Below are 26,258 nucleotides of genomic sequence, written 5' to 3'. Positions count from 1 at the left end.
CGATAGCGGTGTGTCAGTTGATAGAAGTTTGACTGCCCCACCGCTATCGCGAGCAGGCTCACTCCTACAAGGGGGTTGTGTGGAACTAAGAAATCTTCATCCCCCAGAAATGACTAAGCCCGGCCAAGGCCGGGCTGTGGAGGAACTGCGCTGTGTTAGCTGATGGCAGCAGCAGTGCCGGTTTTATCGAAGCCGTCAGCAGCGACCGTTTTACCCAGATTGGTTTTATCAAAACCATCAGCAGCGTAAGTGCCGGTGTGGCTGGTTTCGATAGCAGCGCTGGCGCCGTTGATGAAGTCGGCGGATTTGGTTCTGTCCGAACCGTCGGCGGCGAAGGTGTTGGCGGCCAGTACGGACAAGGTCAGGGCGATGATCAGTTTGGTTTTCATGTCGGTTACTCCAGATTCGTTGGCGGGTATGTCTTGCATGGGTTTCATGCTACGCCAACTAAATTGATTAAAAAGCGCAAATTAATGCTAAAAACAATCGATTAACTTGATATTAAGGGCGGCGTGTTTAAATCGCTTTGGTCGTCGCAGCGAACGTCGCGCAGGTTATCGATCAGGTAGGGGCAGGATGCTTCGCCAGCATTAATTCGCGATTAATCACGAGTTGGCGTGGGTGACGGGTTTTTCATGCAGGGCTGAATAATGCGGCGACCGCAATCGCGAGCAGGCTCACTCCTACAGGGGAACGCATTTCAAATGTAGGAGTGAGCCTGCTCGCGATGAGGCCAGAACAGCCACCGTTGCAGTGGCTGTGAAATCACGATCAGTCAGTGACGATACGCGAATGCTTCTGGGTGTCCTTCATGGTCACATACACCAGCAGCGACACCGCGATGCACGCCGTCACATACCAGTAGTAACCGGTTTCCATGCCGATGCTCTTGAACCACAGCGCGATGTATTCAGCGGTGCCGCCGAAGATCGATACGGTCAATGCATACGGCAGACCGACGCCCAGGGCGCGGATTTCAGTCGGGAACAACTCGGCTTTCACCACGGCGTTGATCGAGGTGTAGCCGCTGACGATGATCAGCGCCGCCATGATCAGGAAGAACGCGCCCCACCAGGTTTGAATGGTGTGCAGGGTCATCAGGATCGGCACGGTGAAGATCGTCCCCAGCACGCCGAAGGCGATCAGGATCGGACGACGGCCGATCTTGTCCGAGAGGCCGCCGATGATCGGCTGCAGGCACATGAACAGGAACAGCGTGGCGGCGGAAATGGTGGTCGAGTCGGAGATGCTCATGCCGACGGTGTTCACCAGATACTTCTGCATGTAAGTGGTGTAGGTGTAGAACGCCAGGGTGCCGCCCATGGTCAGGCCGACCACGGTCAACAGCTCTTTCGGATGGCGCATCAAGGTGCGCATCGCGCTTTCCTTGGACTTCTCCTTCTTGGTGAACGACTCGGTTTCTTCCATGCCGCGACGCAGGTACAACGCAACCACTGCGCACAGTGCGCCGATGGCGAACGGAATACGCCAGCCCCACGCGTACAGCTGTTCGGTGGTCAGCACGTTTTGCAGGACGATCAGTACGCCCAGCGCGATGAGCTGACCGGAAATCAGCGTCACGTACTGGAAGCTGGAGAAGAAGCCGCGACGTTCCTTGGTCGCCATCTCCGAGAGATAGGTCGCCGAGGTGCCGTATTCGCCACCCACCGACAGGCCTTGCAGCAGTCGCGCAAACACCAGCAGGATCGGCGCGCCGATGCCGATGGTTTCGTAGTTCGGGCTGAGGGCGATCAAAAGCGAGCCGAAGCACATCAGGTAGACCGAGGCCATCAGGGCTTTCTTGCGTCCGACCTTGTCGGCGTACAGACCCATCAGCCAGCCACCGATCGGACGCATCAGAAAGCCCACGGCGAAGATCGCGGCAGTGTTCATCAATTGTGCGGTGGAGGAGCCGGCGGGGAAAAAGGTCTTGGCGAAGTACAGCGAGAAGGCGGCATACACGTACCAGTCGTACCACTCGACCATGTTGCCGACGGAACCGCTGAAGATCGATTTGATCCGGCTGGCGGTGGTTCTTTCTTTGGCGGGCGCGGCAGCCGACCCAAGAGGCAGGGCGTTGGAGTTATCCATTGAAGGATCCTTCATTTAATTGTTTTTGTGGAGCGCGTTGAAACGCAGCCTGCGGGGGCTATAGCAGGAGCTGTGCCAACGGGGAGAGGGCCGGTTTAGAGGGGGGGGATGGGGTTGGGTGAGCGAGATATCGCCGAAGGATTTGGTTTGATGAGCGGATTTCCGCTTATTGGGGCGAAGATCAAAAGCCCTTCACCCTAACCCTCTCCCAGGGGGAGAGGGGACTGACCGAGTGGATTGTTCGAGTTACACCGACCTGAAATACCGAGTCGAACTCAGGTTTTGAAAAGCATGGAGATTGGCTCCCTTCCCCCTCGCCCCCCTGGGGGAGAGGGCTGGGGTGAGGGGGAAAGATCTCAGCCACACCGAAAATCCCAAACCCGCCTCACTCGCTCAGAAACATCTCCCGACTCAACCCATGCCGCTGCAGCTTTTCATTGAACGTGCGGCGCGGCAGTTGCAGTTCTTCAAGCACCGCTTTCACATCACCCTTGTGCCGGGTCAGCGCGGCACGCAAACACTGCGCTTCAAACGCCTCCTGCTGCGCCGCCAGCGATTGTCCCGGATCAATCCCCGGTGCCGGCTCATCCAGCCCCAGCACCTGGCGTTCAGCAACGTTGGCCAGTTCGCGCACGTTGCCCGGCCAGTCGTGGCTGAGCAGATGACTCAACTGTGCGCCGTTGAGCGGCGGAAAGGTCCGGCCCAGGCGTTGGGCGGCACTCTGCGCAAAGGTTTCGAACAACAATGGAATGTCCTCGCGACGATCGCGCAACGGCGGCAAGCGCAGTTCGGCGACGTTCAGGCGATACGCCAGATCCTCGCGAAAACGTCCGGCCCGTGCTTCGTCGAGCAAGTCGGGTTTGGTTGCTGCAACGATGCGCAAGTCGACGCGAATGCTCTGGTTCGAACCCAGGCGTTCAAGCTTCTGCTCCTGCAACACCCGCAGCAATTTCACCTGCTGGGCGAGCGGCATGCTTTCGATTTCATCGAGAAACAGCGTGCCGCCATCGGCGTACTCAAGTTTGCCGATACGCTTGCCGGAGGCGCCGGTGAATGCACCACTCTCATGTCCGAACAACTCGGCCTCGAACAACTGCTCGGGGATCGCTGCACAGTTCAGCGCCACGAACGGCTTGTCGGCACGCGGGCCGAAATCGTGCAGGCAACGTGCAACCAGCTCTTTGCCGCTGCCGGTTTCGCCACGAATCAACACATTGACCGGCAGCGCCGCCAGATCCAGCACCTGCCGACGCAACGTCTGCAAGCCTCGAGACACGCCGAGCAGGGTCGCATCGAGCTTCGCACGGTGATCCGCCTGTTCGTGCAGCGCGCGATTTTCGAGGACCAGACGTCGTTTATCCAAGGCCCGGCGCAAACTGCCGAGCAGGCTTTCCGGGCTGAACGGCTTTTCGAGGAAGTCGTAGGCGCCGTCGCGCATCGCTTCGACCGCCATCGGTACATCGCCATGGCCGGTGAGGAGGATCACCGGCAGATCAGCATCACGTTTCTGCACTTCGGCCAATAACGCCAGGCCGCCCATGCCGGGCATGCGCACGTCGCTGAGGATCACTCCGGCAAAGTGTACGGGCAGGGCGGCAAGGCATTCTTCTGCGCGACTGAATAGCTGTACGTCGAACCCGGACAGGCTCAACCACTGTTCAACGGCGCTGCGAATGCTGCTTTCATCATCGACCAGCATTACCGAATTGAGCATCAGATGTGTGCCTCCAGATCGATCGGCAGAGTCAGGCTGAACACCGCGCCGCTGTCGTCATTCTCGGCGCTCAAACGACCGCCGGATTCATGCACGATGGCGAAGGATACTGCCAGCCCGAGGCCAAGGCCGTCACCCACAGGTTTGGTCGTGAAGAATGGATCGAAGACCTGGCCAAGATGTTCTTCGGCGATACCGCCGCCATTGTCGCTCACGCTCAGGTGCCACAATTGCTGATCGGCCTCCAGGCGGATTTGCAGACGCTTGCAGGGTTTGCCCTGCATCGCATCGAGGGCGTTGCGCAGCAGATTGATCAGTACCTGTTCGAGGCGAATCGCATCGCCACGCACCCAGGCCGGACGCGTCAGATGCAGCACCAGACTGACCTGTTCGTCGCGCAGTCGCGCATCCAGCAACTGCAGGGACTGATCGACCACCGTCGCCAGATCCAGCCGCTCACGCAAACCGCTGGGGCTTTTGCGCGCGAAGGTCTTGAGGTGGCCGGTCAGGGCCGCCATGCGCGTGAGCATTTCGTCGACCGGTTTCAAAGCTTTATAGGCATCGTCGACGCGACCATGGTCGAGCAGCAGGCGCAATGTCGCCAGTTGCATGCGCTGAGCGGTCAGTGGCTGATTGATTTCGTGAGCCAGCGCGGCCGACATCTGCCCGAGCGCGGCGAGTTTCGCCGACTGCACCAGACCATCCTGTGCCGTGCGCAGGTCGCGGGTACGTTCTTCCACCAACTGTTCCAGTTCTTCGCGGTTGCGCTGGCGGATCTTCGACAGGCGCCAGCGCTGGTTGAGAAACAGCAGCAGAAACACCAGCGCCAGCCACACTCCGGCGGCGGCAAGGCCGGCGTTGCGCAGATCTTCGAAGGCCACTTGCGGGTGGCGCAGCAGGTGCAGGGTCCAGCCTTCGGCGGTGAGCGGCATCGATTCCCATAGATAGTCTGCTGTGCCCTCGGGGCCCTCGACGCGGCGCAGATCGCTGTTGTCGTCGAAGCTGCGCAGCGACAAATGGGTCAAGGGTTGCAGTGATTGTTTGTCGTACTGTCGCGTGGCCTTGATCTCGGCCATGTCGCTGGCGCTCAGCGGCCGCAACGCGCGATAGCGCCAGCCGGGCTGGTTGGCGATGAAGATGATCCCGCGCGCATCGCTGACCAGCAGCGTGTCGTTACCCTGGCTCCACTCCCGTTCCAGTTCCGGGAACTCCAGCTTGACCACCATGGCTCCGAGGAACTCGTCGTTGTCGCCGAGTACCGCGCTGGACAAAAAGTAGCCGGGAATGCCACTGGTTACGCCCACCGCATAAAAACGGCCGGTGCCCTGGGTGCGAGTCTGGCTGAAGTAGGGGCGGAAACCGTAGTTGTGGCCGACGTAGCTGCTGGGCAAGCGCCAGTTGCTCGCGGCCACGGCGAGGCCGGTGTGATCGAGCAGTTCAAGAGTCGACGACTGCGCCGCACCGTTGATCTTTTCCAGTTTCAGGTTAAGCGTGGTCTGTTCTTCTGCATCGACCGGGGCGGCCAGTGCCGAGCGCAATTGCGGATCCAGGGCCAGCACGGCGGGTAGCGCACGGTAGCGATCGATCAGGGTGTGCAGGGAATTGGCATACAACGCCAGTTGCTGGTTGGCGCGGGCCGCGTCTTCCTCCAACGCCTGACGTTCGGCGTGGCGGATCGCAAGTGTTGCGGCAAGCGCCGCACCGGCGACAATCAGCAGTGTGTACAACGACAGACGCAGGGTACGGGAAGTCGGCAGCATGCTGGGCTAATGGATAAAGGGACGGGCCGGCACGATAGCATGGGGCCGGCGATCCTTCCCGAATGACTCGTTAGCCGATCAGACCTGAGCGAATTTTCGCGAGTGGGAACGCAGCATCGTTCGCGCGTAGGTCAGTTCGCTGATCACCGAGCGAGTCGCCTGGGTCAGGCTTTCGACCGAATCGCCAGCGCTCTCGCCGAAGAAACTGAAGGTGTTCATGGCGCTGACGCCTGTCGTGGCAAATTGCGAGGTAATCTCGGCCAGATTGCTATTCAACGCGCCGATCAGGTTTGTCAGGTTACGATCGCCCTTGGCGATTTTCTCTGCCGAAAGTTCACCACTGCCCCCTGCCATTTCATGGAATATTTCCACGGCGCCGAGCACGGTACTGGCAGTCGCGCTGATTTCACTCGCTGCGTTGGGCGCTAATGATTTGGCTGCCAGACCGATGGCCGTGCCAGTTGCTTCCTTGAGGCCCTTCAATCCGCCTTTTCGAGTGTCGGGCAGCATTTTCGAATATTTCTGCTGGATGTAATCGATGGCTGACATGGTTTTGTATTCGGCTTTCAGGATGATTTTTTCCATCGATACGCGGCTGGCCTTGAACTTGATCGAGGCACTGGCTCCGGTGCGTTCCGCCGCATAATCCCATAGGGCACTGACGATTTTTTTCGCGCCGAATCCCATGGCGATCCCCACCACATTTCCCGCCCCCGGAGCGACAGCCCCCAAGGCCTGGGCGCCGATGCCGACGGCAATTCCGGCACCATAGGAAACGACTTGTCCGGTGAGGTGTACAGCGCCCCGACGCAAGGACGAAACCGCGAAGTCGGCGCTCGAGCGGTGATTGAGAATCTGCTGTTGCGCATCGACGCCACGCCGCAGCGAGATGGCGAGGATATTCAGGTGTCGATCGATCGCTTTTGAAAGTGATTGTCTGGCCCGGCCGGGGGCGTTGCGCTGGCGCCGGCGTTCATCGCCTTCGAGACTCGAGGCGGCCATTTTGCGCAGCCCTTCATCCAGTGCCGCCTTGCTTGGCCACCTGTTGGTTCCTTCAAGGTCAATGTTGCCGATCGGATCGTTGCCCACGAACGCATAAAAATTCAGTCCGTCGACATCTCCCGCCGGGTCGGCACTGATCCAGCGCTGCAGCCAGGGGGCGTAATAGCGCCTGCCGTAGTAATACAGGCCGCTGACGTCCATTTCCTTGCCGCTGTAGCGCACAGTCTTGTAGTCCACCAGCGTGCTTGAAACGGGTAGCCAAAGCGCCGTACCGCCGAACGGATAGTAGGTTTCGCGGCTGATGAGCCGGCCGAGTTGGTCAACCTCGATCATGCTTGAACCGAGATGATCGTCGAGGCTGTAACGCAGCTGATTGTTTTCGACACTGGCGGGAGGTTTTTCCCGCCAGTGCAGACAGCGCACGTTGCCGGGCAGGGAAATGACATGCAGTTCTTCGCCGTTATCGCGGGTACGAATTTCCAGGCCTGGCAGGTAACGCACCTGAAGATAATGCGTTGCACGGGCGGTATGGGTTTCGTGGCGTTTGCCGACGCGCTCGCCCTGACTGTAGACATAGACTTCACAATCATCCGCCAGTCCATTGGCATGTTCGAGCAGTGTCACCTGGCATAACTGGTCTTGCGTGTTCCAGAGCAGAGCTGCACCGTGCTGGAGTTTTCGCTGGTTGCCGTGGGCGTCGAAAAACGTGGCGAAATCGGGGGGTGGATCTGCTTCTTTCCAACGCAGGGCACGGTTGCTCGCAGGATCGATGAGCATCTGCCGCGTGTAGCCGCCGACTTCGCGCGCGTGCACCAGTCGAGTCAGGTTATTGCCTTGATCGTAATCAAAGTGCTGGGTGTAATTGCGCAGGTTTTGCGGGTCGCTTGGCAGCGGACGACCGGGCAGTTCGCTGGCCGGAGAGGCATCATGGCCGCTGGCGCGGATCAAGCGGTAGAGTGAGTCATATTCGAAATGCCGCTCGCCGTCGATGAGTTGGTTGGCGAAGTACACGGGCTGAAAGGCCAGATCCTTGATGTGCAATACGTTTCCGGCAGGGTCATAGGCATACGCCAGATGTTGCCGCGCAGCCTGTCCGGGAATCGAAGCGTGTGAGCGGTTCAGCCGTCCATCGCGCGGGTCGTAATGCCAGCAACTGAGCATGTCACTGGCGGCGCGCTGTTCGATGAGCTGTCCGGCCGCGTTGTACTGCATATCCAGCCAGACTGGCTGCAGCTCGCTTTCACCGTGGCGCAAAAGCGTCACCTGCCTGAGGTACCCGGCAAGGTCATAGTGCAGGTTTTGTCGATGACCACCGGCATCGGTTTGCGTCAGTGTCTGGTTCAGTGGGCCGTAAGTCTCTGCACTGCAATACCCGATGCCATCGTCGAAGGTCCTGATCTGCACCAGCGGTTGGCCGAGCAGACTGAAACTCGGCCAGGTCGACAGGCCGCAAGGTTCCTGCAATGTCAGCAATTGCCCACGCAGATTATGTGCGGCGTTGGCGTTGTGATCGCCATAGGTGAATTGTTCACGTTCGATTTTTCCGTTCTCGATCACTTCAACCGGCCGCAGCAACGCGTCGTAGCGGTAGCGCCAGTGGTTGCCGCGCTGATCCCAGCTTTGCAGTACTTCATCTGCCAGCCCGGGAAGGCTCACGCGCCAGCCGGCATCGACGCTGTCGATTTTCAGCGGGCTGCCGGCCAGCCCATGAACGGTGTGGATGTTGGCTTTCGACGCGATGCCGAACAGACGCGGATCCCACTGTGCCGATATCCGTGAGTTGAGGTCATGCACCTGGCGAGTGATGAGCGATTGACTGGTTTTGCCTGCCGCAGTGCGCAAGTACTCCACGATACGCACTGGCAAGCCGCGGTTGTCGATGACGTGCAATCGCGGAGTACGCCAGTGGGGGCTGGCGCTCATGTCAGACGCCCCATGCCCGGCGGGCATCAGCACTGTGCAAGTCATTTGCCCCGATACCGATTACGAATGGCGGGGACTTTCGTCTGATACAGGCTCAGCAGATCTCGAGCGCCCCCAACGCTATCGCGGGCGTTTGCCGCAATCCGCGCCGCGTCAGACTGGCGTAATGTTCTCGCCTTTGCCGTGCCGACCCGGTTCAGTGCCAGATCGATCATGTAGCCGCGCATTGCGAGTTGTTCATCGTAAAACTCGTTGATCCCCAATTCGGCAAACGCGGTGTTGGTGGTTGCGGTCAATCGCGTGACCATCGCATCGAGTTCATCAAGGGGGCTGTGGATTTTCGCCAGTTTCAGCGATGACAAGCCTTCCTCGGCCTCATTGAAGTTGAGCTGTCCGGCAACGTCGTAACGCAGTTGCGTGCTTCGCCAATGGTTGCCGCGCTCATCCCAACGCTCGAGCGCCTCACCGGCCAGCCCGGGCAATGTCAGGCGCCTGCCAGCATCGACGCTTCGGACATCGAGCGGTTCGCCATTCAAGTCATGCTGGCGACGCGAAACCAGCACTTCGGCCGTGTCATCGGCAAACGTACGCAAGTAAGCAATCTGTCGCACCGGCAAGCCGCAGCCATCACTGACGATGAGTGATGGCGTACGCCAGGCGACACTGGCGATCATGCGTCCGACCCGTCGGTGTCGTTGAAGTCTTCACTGGTCTGATACCAGGGATGATAGGTCTCACGGGAAAAGTCGCCCTTGGCATTGATCAGTTTGACCGGCCGGCCCATGGGGTCATAGAACTGCTGATCGAAATAGCCGTGCTCGCGCAGGGAAACATCGTTGACGTAGCCATGGCTATCGGCAAAGAACGGCCGGAATTGCCGCACTGCCAGGCCTTTGTTGTTGTATTCGACCCGTTGGCTGATGCGCCAGCGCGACTCGGCAAAGACCTCGCGCAGCTCACCGCGATCAAGTGTCAGCGCGCCCTCGTCGGTCACCTCATACGCCTGGCCAGGAGCGACAAGCTGCTGGGTTTGCAGCGCGCGGCCGAAACCGTCCACACAAGCCTTGATGATCTGTATCTGTGCCGGGACGTCGTCATGGGGATAGCGGTCGGCACTCAGCAAAACGCTGTGCACCGGTTCACGGCGAGCACTGGCAACGAGCTGGCTCAAGACTTGTTCTGCGCGGGAAAGGCCTGCGCTGTGTTGCAGGCGCTGGCGCGCTCTGGCACGAATATGTCCGCTGGGCAGAATGTAACCTTGCGCAATCCATTGGCTTGCCTCTTCTGTATCAGGCGGGAGCTGGCCCATCCAGCTGAACAGATCCTTGCGCAAAGTGCTGGCGGCTTTTTGCACGGCCGCCGCCGGGTTCTCGATTGCTGCGTCCGGGCGATAATCCACCGGGCGCAGGTATTCGCTCAGGGAATGGAAACCAACGGCAATGCCGTTTTCGGTGCCGTGAAAACTGGTGGCCAGCGGTTGGCCGAACGGTTCGTAAAGCGCTTCCTGAAGGTTTTCATTGGCATCGACGATGCAGGTCGGCTGTAACGCGTGATAGTCATAGATGATCCGGGTCGTGCACTTGTCCGGCAGTTCGACGCGGTTGATTGCCAGGCAGTAGTCATCATATTGCGCCGTCGTCCAGCCGTGGCTGAGGGTTTCACGGTACTTGAGGACTTTATAGAAACTGTCGGGACCTGCGTATTGCGCGTAGCCGTAATGCGAGGACCAGAGATTCTCTTCTGCCTCCGGCAGGGGCGCAGGTTCGAACAGGGGCGTCATCGCCGTGTAGCCGATTTCCTTCAACGCCGCCCGAATGTCGAAGTCTGGCAGATCGCCGTAAGCGTCCAGGGCGGTCCTGTCCATCTGTGCCAGTTCCAGCGGCGCGACCAGCGCTTCGAAATCACTCTGCCCCTCGGGCAGCGGCGACATGTCTGCGCTCTTGAGATAACGCTGTATTGACTGCATCGTCAGTACTCGCCCGGTATTCCAGTGGACTGAGTCCAGATGCGCGTTCAACGCCTCGTAACCGATCTGTTGCGGGTTCAGGCCTGTGGGGAGCTCCCCTTTGGGCAATACCAGGGCATTGTTGCGTTGCTGCCACGGCATCCCCAACCGCCATTGCTGCGGGTTTGCATCGAGGTCGATGTAGCGTGCGCGGGCCTCGCTCAGGTAGTAAGACTGCTGGGCCTGATCATGCGCATCGAGCCACCATTGCTGTTCATCCGGGTCAGTAAAGGGCGGCGTATCCGTCGGGTCGCGGCGGCGTGCATAACTGACCGTGAGAGCATGAGTCGGCAGGCCGTAACGGTTACGACGCAAGGTGATCTCGTGCCGGCATTGTGGGTCGTTGATGAAGCGATCGTAGGCATAACTGATATGTTCCAGTGCCAGCGGCAACAGCACGGCTGCGGGATCATGCTCACCTCGGGGGCGTACTTCACGCACCAGATAGCGATGCTCTTGGGCTGTATATGGCAGGAGCGAATCATCGTCGGCGGCATAGGTTTCGCTGCGGATGATCGACCCCGCCAGTGCCCGGGCAATTTCATATTCGGTATCGGCGTCGGGCGGGGTCACCGGCTCATCGTATTCATCGCCGTGGTGGTAGCGGCTGTACAAGGTGCCACCCAGTGCCACGGCCTCGGAATCTTCCGTGAAGTAGCCTTCGCGGGGTGCGGTCATGGATTGCCCGGTGTGAAACCAGGTACACACCCGGACCGGCGCGGTGAAGCCGACCTCATCATTTCCCGTCGCGCTTTCGCTGTCGGTGTGCTGGATCCGGCCGAAGCCGCGAAATTCGCGCTCCCGACCGTCATAGACGCCGTGACGGTATTCGGTCATTTGCATTGTGCGGTTGCCGGTGACCTCGTCTTCCTGCAATTGCTGACTGACCACCTGCACGGGAAAAGGCAGGTAGCAGGCAGGAGCGACAAGCGGTTGTTTTGCCAGTCGTTCGCTTTTTTCATCAAGCCATGCCTGTGCGGAACTGCGATAGCTGACACGAGTGCTGCAGCCCATGTTGTTATTGGTGGCATTGAGCAGATAAGGCTTGGCTGCGACAAAGTCATAACGCCAGTGCTGCGGTTCAATGTGCGTAACGCTCAGAATCAGACTGGCGCAGCCCAGGCCCTGTGCATCAGCCAGCGTCACTCGGGACAACGGGTCGTAACGAATGCCTTCCGGCCACGGAACAATCACCGGTGTTTGCTCCAGGCCATTACCACCGTGATTGCGGTAAATCTCGAAAGCGTCGGATTTCAGGTAGATCAGAGCCGGTGCGCCAGACCCGTCGAGATCGGCTATTCGCACCTGCGCCGCATTGAACCCGGCATACGTAAAGGGCAGGGCGCTGATCACCTGGCCTTTGCCGAACTTGCCGTGTCCAAGGTTGGGCCAGCATTTGATTTCGTTGTAGCGAATCCGGCACAGCTCGCTCATGTCACTGCCGAGCATGTTGCCCAGAAACACCAGCTCCGTGGCTGAGTTACTGAACACTGGCAGACGGTCGTCATCGATTTCATGGGCGACGTCTTCGGCACGGGCAAAGCCGTCCTCACGTTGATTGGCATACAGGCGCACGGCGCGTGGGCCTATCAGCGCCAGTGAGCTGAGTCCGTCGCCGACCAGATCGCCCAACTGCGCAAGGGTATGGGTAAGCTCCACTGGCACCGTTGTGAATGTGCTGAACGGCGCCCATTTGCGCTCGGCGCTCAATGTGAAAAAGCCGCTGTTGCCCGGTTGCGCGCTGATCCAGTCCAGACGTCCATCACCGGTCAGATCGGTCAGCCATTGCTGCACCGGCTGCCTGCGATTGGCGACAGGCACTGCCGGCAGCGCTGTCCAAGGGCCATAATCGATGGCTTCCGGGCTTGACTCGCCGCGTTGTGGTTCGCGGTAGTACCAGCACTGGTCAAACCGTGCGAGAAACCCCGGAACGCCTTCGCCGTACAGGTCGACACATTGATAGTTAGCGCCATCATCGATGCCAGGCATGGTGTCCGTTGCAAACAGGCGTGTCGCGGTCTTGTTGATCTCGAACGCTGTGTAATCGAATTCGACCGGTGGGGTATTTTCCACTCTGCCATCGGCATCCCAGGCCTGATAGTGAGCGGCGCTGATCTGGCTGTAGGTCCATCCCGGTTCGACGTTGCGGTACTCCAGCAACAAGCGTCGGACGAGTGTCGGGGGGGAGCCGGTTTCTTGCGTGAAGTGATGAAACATCAAAACTTGTTGGCAAGTCCTGCGGGTGCCGATTTCAAATCCCTGGCCGTATGTCGAGAACGGATCACCGCGTTGCAGCCAGGGTTGCAATTCGATGCCGTCATACACGGGTTTTTCGCTCAGGTCGCGACTGCGCTCGCCGTAATCGAACAACAGGTGAAAATGCCAGTGCAAGTCAGCAGGATTGTCGTTGCTCCACGCGTACAAGTCTGCACTGGCGCTGGCGTTACCGTAGAGCACCCGGTGCAGATAGCGCTGGGCGCGGTAGTCATGCACTGGGTCGGCGTTATCATCGTCGCTCAGGTATTCAAAGCAGATGTGCTCGCCGCGCGCATTCATGCTTTCGCAGAGTAACCAACTGCTGACTCGCAGTGCTTTGTCGGGGGCCGGGTCCGGGTCCGCACGGCGGCTGGCCGCGGTTTTTCCATAAACATGCAATGAGCCGTCAGCGCCGTGTATCAACCAGAACGGCGGCAGATCTGGATCCGCTTGCCAGCGTTCGCGCAGAGCGAAGTCACTTTCGACCCGAGGCCAGTAACGCACGACCGTGTGCGGGCCGACGTCGACCCCGTTGTAACTCGACTCGGTGCGCGACTTCAGTTCGCCTGCAGCGTCCAGTTCGGGCATCCACACTTCGCCGTCGTGACCGATGATTTCGTCGTGATCGGTATAACGCGGCACACCTTTATGGGTACGACGGCTGATCTGGCCAATGCCCAGATTCCAGCCGATACCGAAGGGGCCGTTACCGGCCTGGCTGCTGTAGGTCAATGACAGTTGAGGGTCCCAACCACGCCCGGCGGACGCAGGGATAGGCAGCTCAAACGACGCCGCACCGGTCGGACCTACCGCGCCCCAGCTTTTTCCGATGGTGGCGATCGTCGAACTCTTCTCGATCGATGGGGTAACGATGCTCAACTCTTGATCGGCCATGATCTGATCCAATGCACAATGCGGGGGCGCAGGTGGATAGACGCTATCAAGATAAGGGGAGTTGGTAACCTGTCAGATCTGACAGGTGCTTTATGCTGGGATCTATGAATTCCAGCAGCATTGATTGGCGGTTTTTTTGCCGATGCGAATACAAAAAAGGCCAGCCTGTCGCGTGACAGGCTGGCCTCTCAAAACGGCGAAACGCTTACTGCACTTCTACCGCCAGGCTTTCGCTGATCTTCTGTTGCCAGATCGCAGGACCGGTGATGTGCACCGACTCACCTTTGCTGTCCACCGCAACGGTGACCGGCATGTCCTTGACCTCGAACTCGTAGATCGCTTCCATGCCCAGTTCGGCAAACGCCAGCACTTGCGACTTCTTGATCGCTTGAGCCACCAGGTAAGCAGCGCCGCCGACAGCCATCAGGTACACGGCTTTGTTGTCCTTGATCGCCTCGATCGCAGTCGGGCCGCGCTCGGATTTGCCGATCATGCCCAACAGGCCGGTCTGCTCAAGGATCTGCCGGGTGAACTTGTCCATCCGCGTTGCGGTGGTCGGGCCAGCCGGGCCAACCACTTCGTCACCGACCGGATCAACCGGGCCGACGTAGTAGATGAAGCGGCCTTTCAGATCCACTGGCAGGGTTTCACCCTTGTTGAGCATCTCGACCATGCGCTTGTGCGCGGCGTCGCGACCGGTGAGCATTTTGCCGTTGAGCAGGACGGTTTCGCCCGGCTTCCAGCTCTGCACGTCTTCCGGGGTCAGGGTGTCGAGATTGACGCGACGGGCCGACGGGCCGGCTTCCCAGACGATTTCCGGGTAGGCGTCCAGCGGTGGTGCTTCCAGCGAAGCCGGGCCGGAACCGTCGAGCACGAAGTGCGCGTGACGGGTGGCGGCGCAGTTCGGGATCATGCACACCGGCAGCGAGGCGGCGTGGGTCGGGTAATCCATGATCTTCACGTCGAGCACGGTGGTCAGGCCACCGAGGCCCTGGGCGCCGATGCCCAACTGGTTGACCTTCTCGAACAGCTCCAGACGCATTTCTTCGATGCGGTTCTGTGGGCCACGGGCCTTCAGCTCGTGGATGTCGATGGATTCCATCAACACTTCCTTGGCCATCACAGCGGCTTTCTCGGCGGTGCCGCCGATGCCGATGCCGAGCATGCCCGGCGGGCACCAGCCGGCGCCCATGGTCGGAACGGTCTTCAGTACCCAGTCAACGATCGAGTCGGACGGGTTGAGCATGGCCATTTTCGACTTGTTCTCGGAACCGCCGCCCTTGGCCGCCACGTCCACTTCCACGGTGTTGCCCGGGACGATGGAGTAGTGAATCACGGCAGGGGTGTTGTCCTTGGTGTTTTTCCGAGCGCCCGCCGGGTCGGCGAGGATCGAGGCACGCAGGACGTTTTCCGGCAGGTTGTAGGCGCGACGCACGCCTTCGTTGATCATGTCGTCCAGGCCCATGGTGGCGCCATCCCAACGCACGTCCATGCCGACGCGCACGAACACGGTGACGATACCGGTGTCCTGGCAGATCGGGCGGTGGCCGGTGGCGCACATGCGCGAGTTGATCAGGATTTGCGCCATCGAGTCACGGGCCGCTGGCGATTCTTCGCGCAGGTAGGCTTCGTGCATCGCCTGGATGAAATCCACGGGGTGGTAGTAGGAAATGAACTGCAGGGCGTCGGCAACGCTCTGAATCAGGTCGTCTTGCTTGATCACGGTCATGAGTCGCGCTCCTCTAAAAGACGGGAACATTCAATAAGGTGCCTGCGGCTTGGGTACATCGGTCGGTCGCAAGCACCTTTCAAGGCACGCCGGGGCTGCTGGCGCGACGCTAAAAAGGCGCGGCAGTATACCCCGCCTCGATGGGGCGTACACGCGCCGGCAGTCATTCGTTGGTCGCATGGGTGGGCGAATATCGGACAGCGGGTTTGCACTTCAAGATCTACCCCCTCACCCCAACCCTCTCCCCCAAAGGGGGCGAGGGGGAAAGGGAGCCGATCTTCATGTTGTTCAAACTTGAGTTCGACTCGAGAAAGGGAGCTGATCTTCGTGCTGTTCAAACCTGAGTTCAGCTCGGGAAAGGGAGCCGATCTTATGTTGTTCTAACCTGAGTTCGGCTCGGTATTTCAGGTCGGCGTATTGCCAGCAAACAACTCGGTCAGTCCCCTCTCTCTCTGGGAGAGGGCTAGGGTGAGGGGCTTTTGGCGGTATACGCAGGCCACACTTTTGACGTCAAATTTCGAGCCCGAAAATCGGTGGTCATTTATCGACTACGCCTCTAAAGTGGCAGCCGGTCTGTAGAGTAGGACACTCAGTCAGCCTCCTATCGCACGGTGAGTCAACGATTGACCCATAACGCCATTCAACGTCTTTTACTAAAACGTTTTGCCCTCGCTGCAGCCACCTACGGATTGGCTTTGCTGCTGCTGTGGCTGGCGTTTTTTACCGGACATTACGACCAGACCCTCAGTTCCGTGGCCATTGGCAGCGCCTTGGTGGTGAGCAGCCAGGCGACCCTGTTCGTGCTGTTCTGGACCGGACGTAACCAACGCTTCGCCGACCCCAGCCTGACCGAAGTGCAAGTCCTCCTCGGGCTTGGCTGGCAGACCTGGCTGATCGCCCATCTGGATGAAGCGCGCGGGGCGTTTCTGGTCTTCTATGTTTTGATTCTGCTGTTCGGCCTGTTCCACCTCACTCGGCGTGCATTCATTCGCTGTGCGCTGCTGGTGTTCTTCAGCTTTTGCGCGATCACCCTGTGGGACGGTTATCACTTTCTGTTGCCGGAGCCTGCGCTCGCGGCGTTGCAGGTGTGCATTCTGGCGATGGTGCTGGCATGGCTGGTGCTTTATGCGCGCTTCGTGCAGGTCTCGCGGCAACGCCAGCGCCAGCGTCGTTTTGCCTTGCAGGCGCATCAGGACACCCTGCGCGGAATGATGCGCCAACTCGAAGACCTGGTGGCCACCGACGAGTTGACCGGGCTGTTCAACCGTCGGCATTTCCTGCGTCTGGCTTCACGCGAACTGAATGCGATGGACAACGGTGTGGCTCATGGTCTGGCGCTGATCGACCTCGACCACTTCAAACGCATCAACGATCTGCACGGGCATGCCGCTGGCGACCAAGTGTTGCAGGCTTTCGCCGGTGTCGCCGGCGCCTGCCTGCGCGACGGCGATGTCCTGGCGCGCTATGGTGGTGAGGAATTCGTGGTGCTGCTGCCCGATTGCGATGCCGACCGATTGACCGCGTGTTGCGAGCGTCTGCGCATTGCCTTTACCGATGTCGAACTGGTGGGTCTGAATGTGCGCAACCTTAGCCTGTCCGCCGGCATGACCCTGCTGGAACTGGGCGATGACCTGGACGATGCCTTGCAGCGCGCCGATCAGGCGCTGTACCGGGCCAAGCGTGACGGTCGCAATCGCTGTGCGGCGGCGTGGGAGAACATCGATGCCTGAACTTCGTGTCGGTGATCGGTACTGGTCAGTGGTATCGGGCACCAATCTGCTCGATACGCTGAATCAGAACGGTGTCGCCGTCCCCTACAGTTGCCGCGCCGGCAGTTGTCATGCCTGTCTGGTGCAATGCGTGCAAGGTTCGCCCGCCGACAGTCGCCCGGATGCCTTGAGCGCCGAGCAGCGCCAGGACGGTTGGCGCCTGGCGTGCCAGTGTCAGGTCATCGAAGACCTGCAGCTGCATACCTTCGACCCGCTCACCGACGGTCGCCCGGCAACCGTCGAAGCGCTGGACTGGCTCAGTGACAACATCCTGCGTTTGCGCCTGACCCCGCAGCGGCCATTGCGCTACAGCGCCGGGCAACATCTGGTGCTGTGGATCGATCACATCGCCCGGCCGTATTCGCTGGCGAGCCTGCCGGAAGAAGACCGCTTTCTCGAGTTCCACCTCGATTGCCGACTGCCCGGTGAATTCAGCGATGCCGCGCGGCGCTTGCAGATTGGCGATCCGATCCGCCTCGGCGAGCTGCGTGGCGGCGCACTGCATTACGATCCCGACTGGCACACGCGACCGCTGTGGCTGCTGGCCGCCGGCACCGGACTGGGCCCCTTGTTCGGCGTATTGCGCGAAGCCTTGCGGCAGGATCACCAAGGCGCGATCCGCGTCATTCACCTGGCTCATGACGAGCGCGAGCACTATCTGGCCAAACCCCTTGCCGCGCTGGCCGCGCAGCGCGAAAACCTCAGCGTCGAGCTGTGGACGACGGCAGAGTCAGCCGCCGCTTTGGCGCAACTGCGCCTTGTTTCCCGGCAAACCCTGGCCTTAGTCTGCGGCTCGACCGCCAGTGTCGATGCCTTCGCCCGACGTCTGTATCTGGCTGGATTACCGCGTAATCAACTGCTGGCCGACGTCTTTCTCAGCCGTGGTTGAGCGCTGAACTTGCGATGCGAGAGCCACCATGACTGACGCCATCCTGCTTGAACGCGAACGCGGTCTGCTGACCCTGCGCCTCAACCGCCCGGACAAGAAAAACGCCCTGACCCGTGCGATGTACAGCCTTCTCGCCGAAGCCCTGCAACAGGCCGACAGCGACCCCGCCATCAACGCCGTGCAGATCACCGGCAGCGCCGAGTGCTTCACCGCTGGCAACGATATCGCCGACTTCGTCCAGCAACCACCGAGCGACCTCGACAGCCCGGTGTTTCACTTCATGCTCAGTCTGCTTGAGTGCCGCAAACCGGTGGTTGCCGCTGTGGCGGGCGCTGCCGTGGGTATCGGCACCACGCTGTTGCTGCATTGCGATCTGGTCTACGTCAGCCGCGATGCGCGTTTGCGTATGCCGTTCGTCAATCTTGGTTTGTGCCCGGAATTTGGCTCCAGCTTGATCCTGCCGCGTTTGCTCGGGCAGGCCAAAGCGGCGGAGTTGTTGTTGCTCGGCGAAGGTTTTAGCGGTGAACAGGCCGCGCAGTGGGGGATTGCCACCGAGGCGTTGGGCAGTGGTGATGCGGCGTTGCGCAAGGCACGGGAAGTGGCTCTGCGTTTCGATGAGTTACCGGCCGAAGCGGTGCGCATCAGCAAGCAATTGATGAGGGCGCCGGATCGCGAGTTGATTCGTAAGGTGATCGAGGAGGAGGGCGCATTGTTCACTCAAAGACTGCGCTCGCCGGAAGCGTTGGCGGCGTTGACCGGGTTTATCAAACGGCATTGATAGGTTCGCTGACTGGATTGACGCCATCGCGAGCAGGCTCACTCCTACAGGAGAATGCATTTCAACTGTAGGAGTGAGCCTGCTCGCGATGGCGTCGGATCAGTCGACACATCTCCTGGATCAGAAAACAAAAAGCCCCGGCACTCACATGCCGGGGCTCTTGTTTTTCAGCGCGTCACTCAGACCTGCGGGTCGCCCACGTGCAGGATCTTCATGCCGTTGGTACCGCCGGTGGTGTGGTAGCTGTCGCCCTTTGTCAGGATGACCCAGTCGCCTTTTTCCACAACGCCACGCTTGACCAGCTCGTCGATCGCCTTCTGGCTGACTTCGTGCGGTTCCAGCGAAGCCGGATCGAACGGTACGGTGTACACGCCACGGAACATCGCTGCACGCGCCTGAGTTTCACGGTGCGGCGAGAACGCGTAGATCGGCACCGATGAACGGATGCGCGACATGATCAGCGGGGTGTAGCCACTTTCGGTCAGCGCGATGATCGCTTTAACGCCCGGGAAGTGGTTGGCGGTGTACATGGTCGCCAGTGCGATGCTTTCGTCGCAACGGGTGAATTCCTTGCCGATACGGTGGCTGGACGTCTTGCCGGTCGGGTGCTTTTCAGCGCCGACGCAGATGCGCGCCATCGCCTGCACAGCTTCCAGCGGGTACAGACCTGCAGCGGATTCGGCAGACAACATCACGGCGTCGGTGTAGTCGAGCACGGCGTTGGCCACGTCGGACACTTCAGCGCGGGTCGGCATCGGGTTCTGGATCATCGACTCCATCATCTGCGTCGCTACGATCACAGCCTTGTTGTGGCGGCGTGCGTGCAGAATGATTTTCTTCTGAATGCCCACCAGCTCGGCGTCGCCGATTTCCACACCCAAGTCACCACGGGCAACCATCACCGCGTCGGACGCCTTGATCAGGCCGTCGAGGGTTTCGTCGTCGGCCACGGCTTCGGCACGTTCGATCTTCGCCACCAGCCAGGCAGTACCGCCGGCTTCGTCGCGCAGTTGACGGGCGTATTCCATGTCGGCGGCGTCACGCGGGAAGGACACCGCGAGGTAGTCGACTTCCATTTCCGCGGCGAGCTTGATGTCGGCCTTGTCTTTTTCAGTCAGGGCCGGCGCAGTCAGGCCGCCACCGCGACGGTTGATACCTTTGTGATCGGACAGCGGGCCGCCGATGGTCACGGTGCAATGCAATGCGTCGTCAGTCTGGGTATCAACGCGCATGACCACGCGGCCGTCGTCGAGCAGCAGCTCGTCGCCCACGCCGCAGTCCTTGACCAGATCCGGGTAGTCGATGCCGACCACTTGCTGGTTGCCTTCGGTCAGAGGATGGCTGGTGGAGAAGGTGAACTGGTCACCGATCTTCAGCTCGATCTTCTTGTTGGCGAATTTGGCGATACGGATTTTCGGGCCTTGCAGGTCACCGAGCAGGGCGACGAAGCGGCCGTGCTTGGCGGCCAGGTCACGCACCAGCTTCGCGCGAGCCTTGTGCTCGTCGGGGGTGCCGTGGGAGAAGTTCAGACGGGCAACGTCCAGACCAGCCAGAATCAGCTGTTCGAGAACTTCCGGCGAGTTACTGGCCGGGCCAAGGGTAGCGACGATTTTGGTACGACGGACGGACATGCAAAGACTCCTGAGTTCAAGCGCTAGCGAAGGCTACTATGCTCTTGGGGTGTAGTCATTGTTCGAATGCACTACTTAATACTTTCTTTATTGAACGCGACAACTTTGGGACAAACGCGCCTGAAGATTTCCGACCCTGGGTCGATACATTGCTCAAGACAGGAGAACCCTCATGCGATTCGTACCCATTGCCGCCCTTGCCCTCAGCGTCCTCGCCGTCACGGGCTGCACCCGTTGGTCGATGAACCATCATTTGAACAACGCCTACAGCGCCTATGATCGCGGCAATTGCGAACAGGTCATGCTCGAGCTGTCCAAGGTCGAACGCGCCAGCCGCGCCCGCCCGTACGTGTGGCCGGAAGTGTCGATGATGCGCGGCCAGTGCCTGGAACGGCAAAAGATGTTTGTCGATGCGGCGCAGACCTATCAGTTCATCATGGCCTCTTACCCGAACAGCGAATACGCCTACCGCGCCCGGGCCCGTCTGGAAACCCTGGAAAGCCTGGGCCATTACCCGACCCGCAGTGCAGCCGCCGTGGTACGCCCGACGCGTTTCTGATGACAGATGTCATACAAACTCTGGCCGACTGTACAGGCTGAGCTATAGTCGAATGATCCGGTTTCAGCGCATTGGCGCTGATCCGGGGCAACACCTGCGACTGGCAAGTGGTCAAGTGACGGCGACGTAGCGACCGGCACACCGGAAGCGGGGAGAGCGAGGCTGCCCACAGGCTCGTTCCGAAGCACAGCGCGGCTCTGTGATGGAGCCTTGCATGGCGAACTGCGCATGTTTACCGACCGCCGGATCGAACGGCATCAATTGCCGTATTTCCTCAGAGTGTTCAACAGCGTCACCGACAAACCCATCGGTTTCATCGGCAACGTGTCCGAAGACGGACTGATGCTGATCAGTCAGTTGCCGATGATGATTGGTGTTGATTTCAAGCTGCGCCTGAAAATCCCCATGGGCGATGGCTGTCAACAGGTCATCGACCTTACGGCATGTTGCCTCTGGTGCCATGAGGACGCGACCCCGCAACACTACGACGCCGGTTTCAGCCTGCATCGACCGCCTGCCGAATATGCGCAACTGGTCAGGGCGTTGAAGCAGTATTTCAGCTTCCAGCCATTGCCGGCCTCGGCCTGACACAACACAGGCAAAGATCGCAACCTGCTCTCCGGTAGGAGCTGCCGCAGGCTGCGATCTCTTGATCTTTTCCGCTTACGACAATCGGCCACTTACTCTCCAATACCTGCTCCGCCAACATGCCTGTCTTGCTCAGATGCTGCGTGTTCACAATTAGCGCGCCGCAACGGTGATTTTTAGTAATTAGCGGCTGGCTTGTTAGACCGAACGGTTCTTTAAACCTGTCAGTTATGACAGTGGTTGCCCACGATCAGGCTACGTATCTTGAATCACAACTTGATTCCTACATTGCGCGGGGCATCGCTGACATGAAAGATTTCGTCGAAAATGGTGAAACAGGCAGGATCTGGCTGGATACCGAAGACGTCCAGATCAGCTCTGCACAGGTCACCGAAGAGCAGAACGGCTTGTTGCGAGAGCCGGGCGAGGGTAAGCAATCTTCGGCGCTGTTCTGGAGTGACGCGATCACCACCACACTTCATCAGACCCATCCGCGCGTCCCGTCGCTGAAAACCGAGCTGGAATGCCAGTACAAGTTCGAGGGTGGCCGGATATTTGTGCGGACGCTGCGCTACAAGATGACCACTCGCTATGGCAATTGGGACAGGGCCAACATAGATATTGCCCTTAACGCCGCCAGTTATGTACGCGTTAACTCTGATGACAATCTGATTCAAGACACCCGGTGGCACGACCATGAGAAATACCTCGACTCCACGCTTGCTGCCCCCGGTTTCAATATGTATCTGGTTATTCGCGTCAATTATGACGGGAAGAATAATGATGTCGGTGCAGGTGAGGGATGGGGAGTTCACATTCGCCCCGCACAGAAGCCACTCATACAAACACCGCAGGCTGGTTCAGTGCAAAGGATGCCCTTTGCCGTTTCCGGAAAAAACGGACTTCTGAACGGCAGGATCCATTTGTCATGTCTGCAAAATGGCAATGTGCACTCGCTCGGCTCCGTCGATGCCAGAGCCGACGGTGCCTGGGATACCTCCATCTCTCTGCCATCTGGCGTCACGTCCTTTTATGCCGAACAAGTCATCGTCAGTCAAAACTCCGGAAGGTCGGATCCCGTCTCCATCAAATGGTATGTGGCGCCACGCATCGACTCACCTGCCAAGAATGCGGTTGTTGCTGCCGGTAGCCCGTTTTCTTTGAGGGGGCAGGGTATTTCTGGCGAAACCATCGGGGTTTTTACGCCGGGTGGAGCTCACGAGCATGCGACGGCCGTCGTTGGTCCCAACGGTACATGGGAGGCTCTGTTCGACCAAGGCTATTACCCGCGCGGCGGTCTGGTCAGGATGACCGCCGGCCACAGGAACAGGAATGACTGGTCTGAGGAACAATCCTTCAAGTTGCTTGGCGCTCCGCCCCTCACTTCTCACACCGCCAATCAACAGGTGGAGCGGCAGATTACCGTAGGCGGCACGTTGGCCGATCCATTCAAAGCTGGGAGGGTCTCCGTCTACAGAGACAGTACCAACACATTACTCGGAGGCGGGGACGTGGCGGCCAGTGGGAGTTGGTCGGCACCCATCATATTGAATCCGGGGCCCGACACCGTGACGGCCAGTCATGTTTATTCGTCGGTGCCGTCGGTGCGTAGCGTGCCCGTCAGGCTGCTGGTCCGACCGCCTCAACCGACCCTCGAGTCCAAACTCGTCGGTGGCAGGGTCGAGTTGTCAGGTACCGGGTATAACGGAACCGGTGTACGCATGGACATACATTTCAGCGGAGACCCCACACCGTACCTCGATGCAGTTGTCTCAGGGGGCAACTGGTCGAAGGTAATTCCAGCAGATCTGCTGCCTGGCAATTACCGCTTCGGCGGCCGGCAAAGCGTCTCCGATGGTGGCAGCGGGCGGATCTACAGCTCAGACTGGATACTGCGTGAAATTACAGTCAACATTCCGACCCCGATACCCACATCAGTCACCGTCTCGGTCAGCGGGCAACGAGCTACTTTCAGGGGCCGGGGTAATCAATGGAGGACGAATGCAGTTGAAGTCTCCATCTTCAGCAACGGTGAAATCCTTGCGAATGTGCCCAAGGCCAATGTGCAGACCAGCCTGAACTGGGAAACCTCTGCCACCGCTGACCTTCCTCCAGGCAATTACGCCCAACTGACGGCCCGGCAACGGGTGAACAATCAGTGGTCTGCCAACAGCACCGTGTTCTCCATGACGGTGGCGTGTCCGCCCCCGTCGTTTTTCGAACCGGTTACGCCCTCCGGGCAGCGTCCACGAATCAGTGGTACGGCCTGGCCCGGTTCGCAAGTCATTTTGAGGATTCCGGGCAAACCCGATGTGCCACTGACAGCCAATAATAGTGGGAACTTCGAAAGGAACGCCGCTGAAGAGTGGGCGCCTGCCACGTACACACTCACCGCAACGGCAGCCTTTGGCGGGCGGACCTCGACGGTCGCCAGCCGGACGTTCACGGTGAAAACTCCGCAGCCGGGCATCACCACCGCCGCCAATGCCGAAGTCGATCTGGTCCCGATCATCGAGGGCACGGGGTATCCAGGCTGCTGGGTGGTGATTTATTCAAACACTACTCACCAGTCGATAGGCGCCGGCGCCGTAAACCAGGACAAGAAATGGCAGGTCACACTGGTAGACCAGGTGCCGGGGAATCTGTCTTTCTACGCTGTCCAGCAAGAAACTCGGGACAGCAACAACCATTCTGACCGGACGACTCCACGCACGGTCAAGGTACGGGTGCCAAAGCCGCGGATCACGGTGCCGGTGCAAAACGGTAGACCGGCGCGCGTGTCGCAGTTTTCCGGTGAGGGCCAGTTTCCCGGTTTCGTCGAGTTGTCGATCAAGGGGCAGAACACGCCGTTACTCAAGGATATCGAAGTGAAAGCCGACGGTACCTGGCAGGTGCAGGTGACGCTGCCGGCGGGCGGGCCCGTGACGCTGGAGGCGAGGCAGCGGCAGCGCGGCTACGCCAGTGATGCGCTTGAGCGTGTGGTGACTGTGGTGCCCGCCATACCTTCGGTCGACACACCGCGGGCAGGTGAGAATCTGGGGCGTGAGTTGCGAATTTCCGGATTCGGATTTGCAGGAGACACGATACTCATCTATCGGCGCGGGAGTGTGTCGAGTACGTTGACGCAGACCCCGGTATTGGCAGATGGAACGTGGTCGGCAACGGTTGCTCACAACTTGCTCGCTACGGACGGCATCAATGTGTTGGCCTCTGCCGGTCAAGGTCTGAATTCTGCCCTTTCGCCGGTCGTCACTTACACTTTGCTAGGCACTCGTCCGTCCCTCACCGAACCACTGTCCGGCGACTGGGTTGGCGTACGCCCACTTTTCAGCGGCCTGGCAACACCCGGGGCCACCATCACTGTGGCCTCATGGTCTAACGCCGCTGACGTGCTGGCCCCGGCGGCGATTGCGGATACCGATGGACGCTGGTCGGTTGTCGGTAACAAGGATCTACCTGAAGGCCCCATGCGTGTGGTGGTAAGTCAGAACTTTAACGGTGTCCGATCGGAAGGGTTCGAGAGTGCCCGCTTCATTGTGGAGCGCAAGACGGCCGGATTCGAGGCGCCCAGTGTGAATTACCCGCTCGCCGGCCAGTCGGTCGGGCGCTATCCGATGTTTTCAGGTTCCGGAGAACCGGGCGCTGAAGTCTTGATCGTCAAGGAAGGTTCGGTGGCAACTGAACTCGGCAGGACCCGGGTTGGTCGCGACGGGCGCTGGGCCCTGCACTCGCAGATCCAGTTGCCGGTTTCCGCTACGCCCTATGTCTACTCGGTACGCCAGTCGCGCGACGGTGCCGTTTCGGCCTGGTTGTTGCCGCATCGCAGTCTGGTGGTGACACAGGTTGAAGCGGGATTCGAGAGTCCGCTCATCGACGAGCCTTACGACGATGCCAATCAGATATTGGAGAGCCAACCGCTGCTCGCTGGCAGGGGAGTACCGGGCGCGGGCATCTATTTCAAATATGATGATGAAGAAACCCAGTTGGCAGCTACACAAGTGAATGCCGATGGCAAGTGGTCGGTTCGCACCCGAGTCCCTTTACTTCCACGCGAGGCGCCATACCGAATCTCGGCCAGGCATGGCATGGATGGTCAGGTGTCGCAATGGTCATCCACGACCAGCTTCAAAGTCGATGACAGGCTGGCGCTATTCGTGGTCAGTAGCCCCCAGCGCGGGGCGGGAGTATCGCCGCGTGCGGTGTTTCGCGGTACGGCAATGCCAGGTGGCGAAGTGCGCCTGTATCAATGGGGATACCCCGCCAGGATATGGGGGCGGGGCATCGCTGATGCACAAGGACAATGGGTGATTGTGACTGAAGCCTTGCCGCTGGGGCGTTTCGTGATGGGGGGGCGCCTTTACAAGGGCACCGTTGTCTCCCCAGCGCTTCCCGAGTTCGAGTTGAACGTCATCGACGCCGGTTGATTGTTCGCAGTCTGTTCACAGGCCCTGACGAGGGGCCTGTGTTGCCGGCCTATTCATTCGCACTTTACGACCGACGGTCAAAAAAACTGTCAGATATGACAGTGGTGCGTTTCGCGCATCCAGCGCTAAATCGACGTAACGCCAGCCATCGGCCATCGCGCCGGGCGAGTCGTTGCAGGTGTTTTTTGCCAAGGGGAAATACAGCTATGCATGCATCTGACGATCGCCCGGTCGATATATTGGTCA

15 protein-coding genes are annotated in these 26,258 nt (G+C 59.7%); 6 read left to right on the top strand and 9 right to left on the bottom strand.

Going from position 1 to position 26,258, the window contains the following annotated elements:
- Positions 1–155: 155 nt before the first annotated feature.
- The 8 genes from CQ009_RS14505 to CQ009_RS14470 all read right to left on the bottom strand — a co-directional run bounded on the left by CQ009_RS14505 (position 156) and on the right by CQ009_RS14470 (position 15,374).
- Positions 156–389, bottom strand: a complete 234-nt coding sequence (locus CQ009_RS14505; protein ID WP_064391864.1) for a hypothetical protein — start codon at positions 387–389, stop codon at positions 156–158.
- A 382-nt stretch (positions 390–771) separates the two neighbouring features.
- Entirely contained in the window at positions 772–2,091 is a 1,320-nt protein-coding gene (locus CQ009_RS14500) for an MFS transporter (protein WP_064391862.1), read from the bottom strand.
- 385 nt (positions 2,092–2,476) lie between these two features.
- Positions 2,477–3,805, bottom strand: a complete 1,329-nt coding sequence (locus CQ009_RS14495) for a sigma-54 dependent transcriptional regulator (protein WP_064391860.1) — start codon at positions 3,803–3,805, stop codon at positions 2,477–2,479.
- A complete protein-coding gene (locus tag CQ009_RS14490; RefSeq protein ID WP_105707066.1) occupies positions 3,805–5,565 on the bottom strand; it encodes an ATP-binding protein in 1,761 nt (586 codons plus the stop codon). Before CQ009_RS14490 ends, CQ009_RS14495 begins: the two co-directional genes overlap by 1 nt.
- A gap of 78 nt (positions 5,566–5,643) precedes the next feature.
- Complete coding sequence (locus CQ009_RS14485) at positions 5,644–8,490, bottom strand: RHS repeat domain-containing protein (protein WP_105707064.1); 2,847 nt, start codon at positions 8,488–8,490, stop codon at positions 5,644–5,646.
- A gap of 41 nt (positions 8,491–8,531) precedes the next feature.
- A complete protein-coding gene (locus CQ009_RS30075; RefSeq protein WP_177430994.1) occupies positions 8,532–9,164 on the bottom strand; it encodes a hypothetical protein in 633 nt (210 codons plus the stop codon).
- Positions 9,161–13,645, bottom strand: a complete 4,485-nt coding sequence (locus CQ009_RS14475) for a SpvB/TcaC N-terminal domain-containing protein (protein ID WP_105707061.1) — start codon at positions 13,643–13,645, stop codon at positions 9,161–9,163. Before CQ009_RS14475 ends, CQ009_RS30075 begins: the two co-directional genes overlap by 4 nt.
- A 205-nt stretch (positions 13,646–13,850) precedes the next feature.
- Positions 13,851–15,374, bottom strand: coding sequence for a fumarate hydratase (locus CQ009_RS14470; protein ID WP_034153454.1), 1,524 nt, complete (start codon positions 15,372–15,374; stop codon positions 13,851–13,853).
- A 623-nt stretch (positions 15,375–15,997) separates the two neighbouring features.
- Between CQ009_RS14470 and CQ009_RS14465 the strand changes: the two genes are divergently transcribed.
- From CQ009_RS14465 to CQ009_RS14455, 3 genes are read left to right on the top strand one after another with little or no spacing between them, the layout of a single operon-like run.
- Positions 15,998–17,104 (top strand): diguanylate cyclase, encoded by a 1,107-nt coding sequence (locus CQ009_RS14465; protein WP_064391847.1) that lies wholly within the window; start codon positions 15,998–16,000, stop codon positions 17,102–17,104.
- Positions 17,097–18,032, top strand: a complete 936-nt coding sequence (locus CQ009_RS14460) for an iron-sulfur-binding ferredoxin reductase (RefSeq protein WP_105707060.1) — start codon at positions 17,097–17,099, stop codon at positions 18,030–18,032. The genes CQ009_RS14465 and CQ009_RS14460 overlap by 8 nt, the downstream gene beginning before the upstream one ends.
- 28 nt (positions 18,033–18,060) lie before the next feature.
- Entirely contained in the window at positions 18,061–18,810 is a 750-nt protein-coding gene (locus CQ009_RS14455; RefSeq protein WP_064391843.1) for an enoyl-CoA hydratase-related protein, read from the top strand.
- Positions 18,811–18,989: 179 nt separating this feature from the next.
- On the opposite strand, the gene pyk is transcribed toward CQ009_RS14455, so the two are convergent.
- Positions 18,990–20,441 carry a pyruvate kinase gene (gene pyk, locus CQ009_RS14445; RefSeq protein WP_034153448.1) on the bottom strand — a complete coding sequence of 484 codons (1,452 nt, stop codon included), beginning with the start codon at positions 20,439–20,441 and terminating at the stop codon, positions 18,990–18,992.
- 172 nt (positions 20,442–20,613) lie between these two features.
- Between pyk and CQ009_RS14440 the strand changes: the two genes are divergently transcribed.
- The 3 genes from CQ009_RS14440 (at position 20,614) to CQ009_RS14430 (ending at position 26,012) form a co-directional block, all read left to right on the top strand.
- The gene (locus CQ009_RS14440; RefSeq protein WP_064391841.1) at positions 20,614–21,000 is read left to right on the top strand and encodes a tol-pal system YbgF family protein; all 387 of its coding nucleotides are present in this window, start codon (positions 20,614–20,616) and stop codon (positions 20,998–21,000) included.
- 228 nt (positions 21,001–21,228) lie between these two features.
- Complete coding sequence (locus CQ009_RS14435; protein WP_064392150.1) at positions 21,229–21,588, top strand: PilZ domain-containing protein; 360 nt, start codon at positions 21,229–21,231, stop codon at positions 21,586–21,588.
- 308 nt (positions 21,589–21,896) lie between these two features.
- A complete protein-coding gene (locus tag CQ009_RS14430) occupies positions 21,897–26,012 on the top strand; it encodes a hypothetical protein (RefSeq protein ID WP_146117543.1) in 4,116 nt (1,371 codons plus the stop codon).
- Positions 26,013–26,258 lie beyond the last annotated feature (246 nt).

Origin of the sequence: Pseudomonas sp. MYb2 (genome assembly GCF_002979955.1) — a bacterium.
In the GTDB taxonomy this organism is placed as follows: Bacteria; Pseudomonadota; Gammaproteobacteria; order Pseudomonadales; family Pseudomonadaceae; genus Aquipseudomonas.
Note: the sequence above shows the minus strand (reverse complement) of the source record. Positions and strands in the feature narration are given on the sequence as shown.